Source organism: Motilimonas sp. E26, assembly GCF_021278025.1.
Classification (GTDB): Bacteria; Pseudomonadota; Gammaproteobacteria; order Enterobacterales; family CBDFNC01; genus Motilimonas.
This window is the reverse complement of the sequence record NZ_JAIBHJ010000008.1, coordinates 1-11,402: the sequence shown is the minus strand read 5'-3', so window position 1 is coordinate 11,402 and position 11,402 is coordinate 1. Positions and strand designations below refer to the sequence as shown.

General features: G+C 42.9%; 8 protein-coding genes. 1 reads left to right on the top strand and 7 read right to left on the bottom strand.

What is annotated here, in order from left to right; translation table 11 throughout:
- Positions 1-97: 97 nt before the first annotated feature.
- From K1M91_RS08790 to rsgA, 7 genes are all read right to left on the bottom strand, one after another.
- Positions 98-1,966 carry a methyl-accepting chemotaxis protein gene (locus tag K1M91_RS08790; RefSeq protein WP_232801376.1) on the bottom strand — a complete coding sequence of 623 codons (1,869 nt, stop codon included), beginning with the start codon at positions 1,964-1,966 and terminating at the stop codon, positions 98-100.
- A gap of 172 nt (positions 1,967-2,138) precedes the next feature.
- Positions 2,139-2,273 carry a hypothetical protein gene (locus K1M91_RS21385; RefSeq protein WP_282561115.1) on the bottom strand — a complete coding sequence of 45 codons (135 nt, stop codon included), beginning with the start codon at positions 2,271-2,273 and terminating at the stop codon, positions 2,139-2,141.
- A gap of 510 nt (positions 2,274-2,783) precedes the next feature.
- The gene (locus K1M91_RS08785) at positions 2,784-4,190 is read right to left on the bottom strand and encodes an SLC13 family permease (RefSeq protein WP_232801375.1); all 1,407 of its coding nucleotides are present in this window, start codon (positions 4,188-4,190) and stop codon (positions 2,784-2,786) included.
- Between the two features lie 97 nt (positions 4,191-4,287).
- The gene (mscM, locus tag K1M91_RS08780; protein WP_232801374.1) at positions 4,288-7,596 is read right to left on the bottom strand and encodes a miniconductance mechanosensitive channel MscM; all 3,309 of its coding nucleotides are present in this window, start codon (positions 7,594-7,596) and stop codon (positions 4,288-4,290) included.
- 70 nt (positions 7,597-7,666) lie between these two features.
- Positions 7,667-8,578 (bottom strand): DMT family transporter, encoded by a 912-nt coding sequence (locus K1M91_RS08775; RefSeq protein WP_232801373.1) that lies wholly within the window; start codon positions 8,576-8,578, stop codon positions 7,667-7,669.
- A complete protein-coding gene (gene asd / locus K1M91_RS08770) occupies positions 8,562-9,413 on the bottom strand; it encodes an archaetidylserine decarboxylase (RefSeq protein ID WP_232801372.1) in 852 nt (283 codons plus the stop codon). The genes K1M91_RS08775 and asd overlap by 17 nt, the downstream gene beginning before the upstream one ends.
- Positions 9,414-9,484: 71 nt before the next feature.
- On the bottom strand, positions 9,485-10,528 hold the full coding sequence (rsgA, locus tag K1M91_RS08765; protein ID WP_232801371.1) for a small ribosomal subunit biogenesis GTPase RsgA: 1,044 nt from the start codon (positions 10,526-10,528) through the stop codon (positions 9,485-9,487).
- Positions 10,529-10,615: 87 nt separating this feature from the next.
- Between rsgA and orn the strand changes: the two genes are divergently transcribed.
- Positions 10,616-11,161, top strand: a complete 546-nt coding sequence (gene orn / locus K1M91_RS08760; protein ID WP_232801539.1) for an oligoribonuclease — start codon at positions 10,616-10,618, stop codon at positions 11,159-11,161.
- Positions 11,162-11,402 lie beyond the last annotated feature (241 nt).

The window sequence follows — 11,402 nt, the reverse complement described above, 5'->3', positions numbered from 1 at the left end:
ATAAACAGTGAACTCGGTTTAATTTGAGCTAGGTGGGAGTTTGTAAAACTTTTCTAAGTGGCGGCATTAAAATGCACGCCACTCAGTGATAACCAGATTAAACCTTAAAACTGCCTACTTGGGTATTTAAATGAGTTGAAATTTGATTAAGCTCTTGGGCACGAGCTAGAGAGGTTTCTGCTTCATGGCTTAATTGATCTGAGACATCCTTAATGGCTTGGGTATTGCGACTTACTTCTTCTGTTACAGAGCTTTGCTCCTCGGCTGCACTAGCAATTTGAATCGCCATATCACTGATATGTGTAATGCTTTCGGTAATTCGCTCTAATGCTTTAGTTGCTGCATGGGCATCTTCAACGCCCATTTTAGCTAAGCCCTCGTTTTCATTCATGGTGGTTACTGCGTTTTGAGTGTTGCGCTGCAGGGTTTCAATCATATTGCGAATTTCAACAGTGGAGCTGTGGGTGCGCTGTGATAACACTCGTACTTCATCGGCTACAACAGCAAAGCCTCTGCCTTGTTCACCAGCTCGTGCAGCTTCAATCGCAGCGTTAAGGGCTAATAAGTTGGTTTGTTCGGCTATGCCTTGAATCGTCGATAGAATGACGTTGATATCTTGAGTGTTTTTTTCAAGCTCTTGAATAATACCTGCTGCATCCTCAACATTTGCTGCTAAGCTTTCAATTGAGCTTTGGTTACGTGCGATGATGTGTTTTCCCTCATCACAGCTATCTGCTGAACTTTTCGCTGCACTGGCGGTTTGCTCTGCGTTCGAAGCGACTTCAGTGGCGGTAGCAGACATTTCATGAACCGCCGCCGCTATTTGTGATATCTCGCTTTGTTGTACCGACAGCTCTTTACTAGAGACTTGGGCCGCGGTGCTTGCTGCTTTCGCTTCGGTCGCTAAGTGTTCCGAGGTACCAACGATGTCGGTGACCATTACGTGTAAGCGGTCGACAAATGCATCAACACTTTTACCTAACATGCCTATTTCATCATTACGGGCGAAGGCTATTCGCTTAGTCAAGTCTGCATCACCAGAAGCTAAATCTTCAAGGGCGCTTACAAGTTGTCCTAAAGGTTGTAATAACTTGTTTAATAGGAACAGGGCAAGGGCACCGATGACTAATACTTGAATGATGCTGGTGATCATTGAATCAAATATCAGCTTACCTACTGCTTGTAATGCATGTTCTTTTTCTGAAATAACAATGAAGTACCAATCTGAATCAGCGATAGCTTGAACATTGATAAAGTTTTCTTGGCCGTTAATTAATACTGGGCTCAGTGTGGTTTCGCTAGCAATTCGCGCTAGCTCACTTTGAGACAGTTTTGGGTTTAAGTTAGTGATATTTTTTAGGGTTAGGCTTTTGTCAGGGTGGGCAACGATAACCCCTTCTTTATTGGTCAGCATGGCAAAGCTACCAACCTGCTTAAGCCCTTCAATGTTTTTCACTACTTCGTCTATTGAAACATCCGCTGCGATAACGCCATTAGTAAATGCTTTTGATAGTGAAATAACCAGCTCACCGCTGCTGGCATCTTCATAAGGCTGGGTCACGATCGTTTGGCTGGCAGCTTGCGCTTGTTTATACCAATCACGTGTTCGAGGATCATACCCTTCGGGTAGCGTCTCTTCTGGATTACTCATTATCATCTCACCTTGGACAGTGGCTAAATAGGCAAGAGATAAATCGCCGGCTTGGGCGGCATTTTGTAATTGAGGTAAGGGGCTTTGGCCTTGTGCTATGGTGTTGGCTGCTGCTTCTAAAATTCGTTTTTTAGTGTTTAGCCAGAATGCAATGCCATTGGCTTCTGATTCACTTAAACTGGTTTGATGGCTTTTTAGTGAAGTCAGTGTTTGATTGGTCATTTGACTACTAAGTAACCAAATCTGTAAGCCCGTTATAGCCAAAATGATGGCCGTAACGGCAATCAGCAATTTTTGTTTTATTGATAATGCCATAAACCTAAAATCCTTCTATTTATTTTTATTTAAAGGTTTTAACTAAGTTAATGATTCTGCAAATATTGAGTGAGTTAAGATTTATATATAGTAGATTTAGAATAATACGATGTCTAACATGAGTGTGTTGCCTTATTCATGTATTTGGCATTTTTATGCGGCTTATTATGCTTTACTTAACAAGTTGTTGTAATTCTCTAATTGTTTGTTCAATTATCAGCTGGTTACGTTTGACTACTTCAATATCTGGGTATTGCGGTTGAAAGCTGGCAAATAATTGTGTTTCGGCTCGGATCATCTCTTCCATATTTGCTTGCTGTTGCGTGGTTAGCTCTGTTTGTTGGGTGTACTCTTCAATGTAATGTGCGGCAAAAGCACTCAGCTTTTCTCTATGTAAGTGATAGCTAAGCCAAGCACTTGCTATGCTGTGACCAATATTTAACCAAGTGGGTATATCAGTAAAACCGTGTTGTGTGGCTACTTGTTGTTCGATACCAAGCTGGCGTATGTATTCAGCTAGGTGTGTTGTGGTGATGCTACAGCCATTGACTGGTACTAGAGTAAGAACTCGGTTTTGCGCCGCTTTACCAGAGGTGCTAAGCCATGAAGACTTTGACTAAAGGTTTTAATGTCTTGATCAACTAGTGCGGCGAAGCCTTGCTAGGTGTTAAATAGCAGAAATAAACAGACAATTTTGGTTAAGGTAAAGGATTTGGTTAACCATAGATACAACATAGTAAGTGACCCAAACAACGGTAAAATATATGTGGCTAGAGTTGCTTGGGTATAGCTGTAAGTAAGGGGAAAACCGCGTGCGCTAAAAGAATAAATATAGACCAAGATACATTAATCCTAGCCCGATTATACCTACAATGCCGCCGCTTTTGAGTAAATCTTTGGTTTCAATAAATCCGGTTGAATAAGCTAGGGCGTTTGGTGGTGTACTAACGGGTAAAATCATACCCAGCGAGGAAGAAAATGCCACTACCATTAACAGCTGTGTTATGCCGCCACCTTGGGCTGCTGCTGGCAGGGTGGTCGCTACCGCAGCGGCAATGGGCATAATTAAGTTGGCGGTAGCAGTGTTAGACATAAAGTTCGCCATCATATAACAAGTCACTGATAAACTTATAATTACTAACCAAGTGCTCATACTGGCAAAGTCGATGCTGCTGGCTAATTTAACGGCTAAGCCACTTGTGTCAAGGGCCATGCCCATGGCGATCCCGCCCGCTACAAGCCAGAGCACGTCCCAGTTAATCAGCTTTAAATCTTGCTTGTTAATAACGCCAGTTAAAGTAAACACTGCGAGGGGAATAATGGCAACGACGTATGCATTCATGCCATGTAGTTGCGTCGTTAACCACAATAAAATCGTGCAGCCAAATGTGAGGTAGACCACCCAAGCGCGCGGCGTTTGTAAAAATGTGCCCTCTAGTTTTAGTGGAAGTTCTTTTTCTTTAGCTGGGTACATGTAACGCAGTAGAAACCACGCGAGTGTGAGTTGGATCAGAACAAAAGGTAAGCCTACCATCATCCATTGAGCAAAGGTAACCGCGCCTTCGGGTAAATATTGCAGCGCAATGGCATTCGGAGGTGTGCCGATTGGTGTGGCAATTCCGCCGGTATTCGCCGCAATGGGAATAGCAAGTACTAACCCTTTTGCGCCTAAGTCACCAACTGGTGCGGTTGCAACAATAGGCCCTAGAATGGCTAACATCATGACAGTCGTGGCGGTATTACTCATAAACATGGAGAAGATGGCTGTGATGAGCATTAAGCCAAGCATGACAAAATGTATTTGCCGGCCAAAGGGCTTAAGTAATACACGGGCTAAGTTGGTGTCTAAATCAAATTTTGAGGCGGCAATAGCGAGAGCAAAGCCGCCCATGAACAAGATGATAATAGGTGATGAAAAGCTAGCAAAAATACTGTTGTAGCTGAGTAACTCACCAAGGGGTGTGGTGGCTGAATCATGGCTGAAAAAGTTGAGCCCTTTATCTGAAACCATGACGACTTCTAAGGTAATAATCAAAATGGAAGTGGCGAACACAGGCACAGGCTCTAAGATCCACAGCAAAGCGGCAAGCACAAAAATCGCGATAATGCGGTGTTGTACCAAGGTGAGCTCAGGCAAGGGCATTAGCTCACTGGGTAGCGCTAAAATAAGTAATGGAACGCTGAAACAAACTAGCGTGTTGATTAACTTCTTCGATAGTTTCATATGCAGACCTTAATTATAGTAGCTCAGGGATAAACTCTACCAATTATTAGGTAGGCTTAGCTTGCTGTGATGCACATTTCTTTAGCTAAACATTGGTTTATTTTTTTTGGTCAAAATCGGGCATGCCATCCTTAATATGAATGTCGAGTTGCGGGTAATCAATAATGATACCAGCGGCCTTAAAGCGAGTGTTTATCGCGCTATATAATTCATGGGCCATGGGCATTCGATGTGCCATTTCATTAACGTAAACACGCGTCTCAAAGTTTAATGTGCTGTCACCAAAACCGACAAAGAAAACTTCTGGTGCGGGCGTTTCAAGCACTAAAGTACAGTCATTTATTGCGGCATAAAGCTCTCGTGTTACTTGTTGGGTGTTTGACCCATAAGCGACGCCTACTTTAGTGATCACTCGAGTAATAGGGTCGGAAAGTGACCAGTTAATAAATTGCTCAGTGATAAAGGCCTTGTTAGGCACAATAATTTCTTTTCGATCCCAGTCGATAATCGTTGTGGCTCGGGTTTTAATCTTGGCGATGGTGCCGGTTAAGTCGCGGATGGTGACGGTATCGCCGATGCGAATGGGTTTTTCAAACAGGATGATTAAACCAGAAACAAAATTGGCGAAAATTTCCTGTAAACCAAAGCCTAAGCCAACGGTTAATGCTGCAACCAGCCACTGGGTTTTCGACCAATCAACACCGAGAAAGGCACAGCCGACCAACACTCCAACGAGAATAACGATGTATTTGGTAAGAGTGGTAATGGCAAAGCCGGTACCAGGGGCTAAATCAAAATGTTGTAGGACTAATAACTCTAAGGCGCCGGGTAAATTTTTCACCACTACAAACATAATTGAAATAGAAAATACTGCAAAAATGACATCCTGCAGATTGACTGGATTGAGCGTGTCGATGCCATTAATGCTGGAAGATGAGCTCCAAATCGTTACTCCCTCTAAAAATGAAAAAGCAGAATAAATCTGTGCCCAAAGATATATAAGCAGTAGGGTGTAGCTGAGGGTTAATACGGTGCGTAATAGGCCTAAAGATTGTGCACTAATGGTTTCAAGATCGATCACTGTATCTTCAATGTTTTCCAATATGCCTTCATTCTTGCCTGAATCGCCTTGATCTTCTTTTTCGCGTTGGGCCAGTATTTCTGCTCGTTTGGCTTTTGCTCGATCAAAGGCTAAGCGGCGTTTTTGAATGAACATCCAACGATGAATTAAAAAATAGCTAAGTAAAAATACCATGCCAACAAGCACTGAAAATTGTACCTGTTTTAGCAGTGCATGGGCTGTGTAGAAATAGCCCATTAACGTGGCTAGTACGTTTACTATTGGGCTTATAGCTAAAATAGGCCAAAGCACGTGATGCAATAAATGAGGATCTTTGCGGTTTTTATTTTTATAAGTTAATGGCAACTTTTCTTGATAGATTTGCCAATAAAACCAAGCTAGAGAGAGGTTTAAAGTAATGAATGCTAGACGGCCTAAGCTGGAATAAACCACCAACTCTTCAAAGCCGGTGGTGAAGTTATAAAATCCTAAGCAGGGTAGGGCAATAAATGCCATTGTTCTGATGTAGCTAAAGTTTTGTTCAACTCGTTGTGGTGCCCATTTAAAATGAGCAATAAACAAGCCGTTTTTTCTTGCCATATTTTTTACCAGCAAAAAACACCACAGACCAATAGCAAAAGGATAAAGCGCATTACCGATATTTTGCGCAAAAGGATACTGCCAGCTAGAGTCGAGTAAAAAAGCCATGCTACCAATGAGTAGCGGTACTGGAAGTGCTAATAAAGCTGAAAGTAAGACGTTGTTAAAGGTATAGCTGAACTTATCCCTTGTTACTTTACCTACTTGATCGGCACTGCTCTTTAGGTAAGGACGGAAAAAGCGATTGGATAAGTACCAGCAATATAGTAGTAGTGAAAAACCAACTATGTACAACAGCCAGTATTCGCTTACCGCTTCTTGGATAGCAAATGGTATTTGTTGCGTGTTGTTAGTCGCGAATAGCCAAGCGATTGATGCCAGCGTATCGGCAATAAAATTAATATTGATGGCTTTAGTGTTGGGGGTCCAAAATAGGTATTGACTTGCGATATCGCGAATTTGGCCTAGTTTAGAGCTCATTTGGCTATAGGCGACTTTTAATTTAGCTTGTTCATAAATGTAGTTTTCGCTTACTGATAGCAGTTGTGTTAACAGTTGTTTACGCACGCCGAGTAGGGCATGAAGATCGTTTTGTTCGGTGCTACTGAGGGTTTCTTTGCTATCTTCGAGAAAAGTGCTGGCTGCTTCGTTTAAATGTTGTAGAGGGTCCAAAGCTTGCTGATAGGCATATTTGGCTAGTCGCGCTTCTACAATTGTTTGTTCGGCTGCCTCTAATGGAGGAGGGTTCGGCAATTGTGTAAGACGTGCTCTAAGATTCTCACCAAAGGCATTAGACACCTTTAGCCACTCAACCTGTTCGCGAATATTGCTGACAGCATTGTTAATTTCCTCCATCTGCTTAGCCACTTGGGCTTGTGTTTGTAAGGTAACCTCCATGTCTTGAGTTAGAGCATTGAGCTGCTCGCTATAGCCTTGGTTCTCCTCGAGTAACATTTGCAATAGTGGTGAGGTAATTTGTGTATTTTGGGCGATTTTTTCGCCCTTTGCGATGGCATCTTCGGTAGCTTGTTTGCGTATGTTGCTAAGGCCTTGCTGTAGTGTGATGCTGTATTCTTGAAGCGCGGTAATTTTTTGGTTGAGTAAAGTACTTTCTAAGCGATATAGCTCATTACGGTTACTGGCACTAAGCTGGCCTAATTCGAGAGCTAAAATTTGATTTGATAAAGCCGCCTCATGAACCTGACTCTGTACCAGTAAAGCTTGTGAGATAGGATCGTCTTGCGCGCTGAATTTTTGAATATCTAGCTTGTGTTGTAAGCTGACTAATTCATTTCGCAGCGTATCTATTTTAGGTTGAAAACCTGATAGTTGATGCTCGATTTCTTCCGCTTGTAGTTGCTTGTCTAGTTGTTTGCGTTTTAAGCCTGATAATTGCGAGGTGCGCATTGCCAATTCTTCTTCAAGTGCGGTTTTTGACCAATTGCTTGGGTCTGCATATTGCTCAGGCTTGAATTCATCGATCTGTTTTTGTAGCAAGTTTGATTGATATGGAAAATCATCCATGACTTTCTGGTATTGACGCGCTTTACTCGAAAATGTTTCCGCTTGTTCAAGGTAATCAATGGTTTTTTGATAAGCGTCTTGCAAGCTTAACTTTTCACTTGATTCCGGCTCACTTGCTAAGGCGTCAAGCTTATCTTGCAATAACGCCTTATCGGGGGAAGCGGCAAAAGCGTTAGAAATTAGAGTCAGACAAAGTAGTAATGAGACGAAGAGTGATTTCAAATCTAATTCCTTTTCATTTTTGGCAACCTGATAATAGACCAGCTAATTATTGCTTTAAAGTGAGAGTGGGTTAGCGGTTACGATTTTTTAGTGTTTCATAAAGGGCGCCCGAAAGAATGAGGGCGCCGCCGAACAATGTTTGCCAAGTTGGCATTTGCGCTAAAATAAGTGCAGCTAAGATCATGCCATATAGAGGTTGCAAACAAGAGATAAGTGCCACACTTGATGCAGTTAAGTAGCGTAAAGACGTAACTAGCAGCGTATGAGGTAAGGCGGTAAATAGGGTCCCTAGCAGCAATAGTAACAGCAGACTAGATGATGTTGGTAGGCTCCAATTCATTCCTTGATTATTAACAAGTAGTAAAGGTAACAGCAGTATGCAGCCAACTAATACTTGATAGAGCATGGTCTGAGGGCCGTTATACTGCGAAAATTTGTGCTTGTAGAGTAAATTGCGAGCGGCAAATAGCATAGCCGAAAACACACCCAATAAAATGCCCAGACCTGCGTCACTAAGTGGATTTTGCAGTGGCAGCATCAGTATTATGCCCAGCAACACGATCAAGGCGCAAATAACATCATTTAGCTTGGGTTTTTGTCGTAACAGCAACGGCTCGATGAGGACGGTAATAACGGGGTAAGTGTAAAGGGCGATCATGCCTGCGGCCACACTTGACCATTGCATGGCATAAAAATAGGTTACCCAGTGGAAGCTGACTAACACACCCAAAATTATTGCGGTTTGATAGTCTTTGCTATTTCTTAAACGAAATCGTTGCCCGGTGAAACTTAATACTAAGGCTAAAAATACGAAAGCCACGAGGCAGCGATAGAAAGTGATATCAAGGGCAGGTAGGGGCACCAGTTGTGAAAATAGCCCGGTGCCTGCAAGTAAAATGACTGCTATGTGTACCGATAACAATCCTTTACTTGGCACTGCTTTTTCCTGCTCGATTAGCTTTAAGTTATTGATAGTTTGCAAACACTTCACCCAAGCGCGTTGGTGCGCCCGGCGTCAAGTGCTCTGAAAACGTTACTGTATCTTTCGGGAATAGAGCAACAATGGTGCTACCGAGCTTAAAGCGGCCCATTTCTTCACCTTTTTCTAAGGTAATGTTTTGTTCACTGTAATCCCAAACTTGTACTTGCTTACCGTTAGCGGGAGCCACAGTGCCTGCCCACACGGTTTCAATACTGGCAACAATGGTTGCGCCGACTAGCACCATGGCTAGTGGCCCTTTGTCGGTAGAAAATATTGCGACCACGCGTTCATTGCGCGCGAATAAATTAGGTATATTCTCAGCGGTTAGAGGATTAACCGAAAATAGGTCGCCGGGTACAAACAGCATTTTTTCGAGCTTCCCTGCCACCGGCATATGAATGCGGTGGTAGTCTTTTGGGGCTAAATAGATATTTGCAAAGCTGCCTTCATCAAATGGCGCAACGTCAATATCAAAACCTCCAAGCAGCTCGCGAGCACTAAAGTCATGGCCTTTCGCTTGGAAGATACGGCCCTGAGTAATTTGACCCACTTGACTCACCTTACCATCGACAGGCATCGATAACTGGTTTTCATCGGCCAGAATAGGGCGAGCGTCTTCTTTTAACGCACGGGTGAAGAAGTCGTTAAAGGTTTTGTAATTACTTGGGTTGCTATCTAAGGCTTCAGCCATATTTACTTGGTATTTTTTGATGAAAGCTTCAATCAAAAAGGTGGTTAAACCGCCCGCTTCGGCGCTAGCAAGTTTGCCGAGTAAGCGCGACAGTAAATGCTTAGGTAAAAGGTATTGGCCGGCAATTTTTAGCTGATCTAACACTGGATAGTCCTACTTCTAATTCAAATAATGAGTGTGGCGATGCGTGTTTGCGCCGCTGCCACCGATTTATTTTAACGTTTATGCTCTGGGATCACGCGAGTTGGCTTATTCTCAGCCATGGCATCGGTGATGCGTAAATAACTTTGATAGCGCATGGGGTGGATCTTACCACTTTCTGCCGCGGCGACAACGGCGCAGCCGGGGTCGGTTTTATGCTTGCAGTCACGAAATTTGCATAAGCCATTAAGGGCTCGTAACTCAACAAAACCATCAAAAATTTGTTGTGGCTCTAAATGCCAAAGGGCGAATTCACGTATTCCTGGGCTATCAATTAAATCGCCGCCGCTAGGGAAGTGATACAAGCGTGCTGTAGTAGTTGTGTGTTGGCCTAAACCTGAGTTCTCTGATACATCACCAATGGTGGCCGCTACTTCAGGCATTAGTGCATTGACCAATGATGATTTTCCGACGCCAGATTGACCTACAAAAATGGTAGTTTTGTCTTTAAGTAAGCCTTGAATATTGTCTAATCCTGACTTTTCATGAGCTGAGCTAAGGAATACGTCATAGCCTAAATCACGATAAATTTGCAGTGTTTTATCTAGTTCAGCAAAAGCGTCATCGTCAAGTAGGTCGACCTTGTTTAACAGGATAACAGGTTCGATACCTGTTTCTTCACAGGCGACTAAATAACGGTCGATGATGTTAGTTGAGAACTCAGGGAGAACTGCCGAGACAATAATTATTTGATCAATATTGGCGGCAATGGCTTTAATGCCATCGTATACATCAGGCCTTGTGAGAACGGTTTCTCGTGGATGCACCGCTTCAATGATGCCATTTAAGCCTTGGTGTTGTTCATTACCTGGACGCCAAACCACTTTGTCGCCCGTCACCAAAGATTTAATAGAGCGACGTAAATTACAACGCTGAATGTTACCGTGCTCATCTTCAATATCAGCATGTTGACCAAAACGACTAACAACCACGCCTTGAATCGGTTGACCAAGGAGCGACTCGTCCAACTGTTCGATTTCAGTGGTTTTTAAGCGCTTGGTTTGGTTAGCTCTGACTCGTCTTGCTTGGTTATTGCTTAAGCGTTTTTTTTTGGTCACTTGATACCTTTGGTTTGTCTCGAAACTGAAAGGGCGTATGATACAGATATTATGATTAAATTACTGCATTTATACAGGTAGACAATGATGAGCACGAATGAAAATAACCTTGTTTGGATCGATTTAGAAATGACGGGTTTAGATCCCGAGCAACACAAGGTGATTGAAATTGCTTCTATTGTCACTGATAGTGAGTTGAATATTCTGGCTGAAGGTCCGGTGATTGCTATTCATCAATCTGAAGCTGAACTGAATAAAATGGATGATTGGTGTACTAACACGCATACAGGTTCAGGCTTAGTTAAACGAGTACAGGAAAGTACATTGAGCGAAACGGATGCGGTTGCGATGACGTTAGACTTTCTAAAAGATTGGGTTCCTGCTGGTAGCTCACCGATGTGTGGCAACAGTATTGGCCAAGATCGCCGTTTTATGGTTAAACATATGGCCGATTTAGAGGCGTTTTTCCATTACCGCAATATCGACGTGAGTACAATTAAAGAGCTAGGGCGCCGCTGGGCTCCTGACATGGTTAAAAGCTTTAAAAAGCAAGGTACTCATTTAGCCCTTGATGATATTCGTGAATCTATTGCTGAATTAGTGCATTACAAGAAACACTTTTTTACGTTTTAGGCTGTGCTTTGATTGTTTTGTGAGCGAACGGTTTTTGTAGTAAAAAAAATACTTGCATTGATTTCAAAGCTCCTTATAATCCGCTCCCCGTAAGCACTTCAACAAAGCGCTTACGTTATGATGCAGTAGTGACTCAGCTGCCTCGTTGAGAGACGCAACCTTGGTTGTGACTTTCTAAAAGTATGAGTTAATTGTGATGCGGTACTAGCTCAGCTGGTAGAGCGCAACCTTGCCAAGGTTG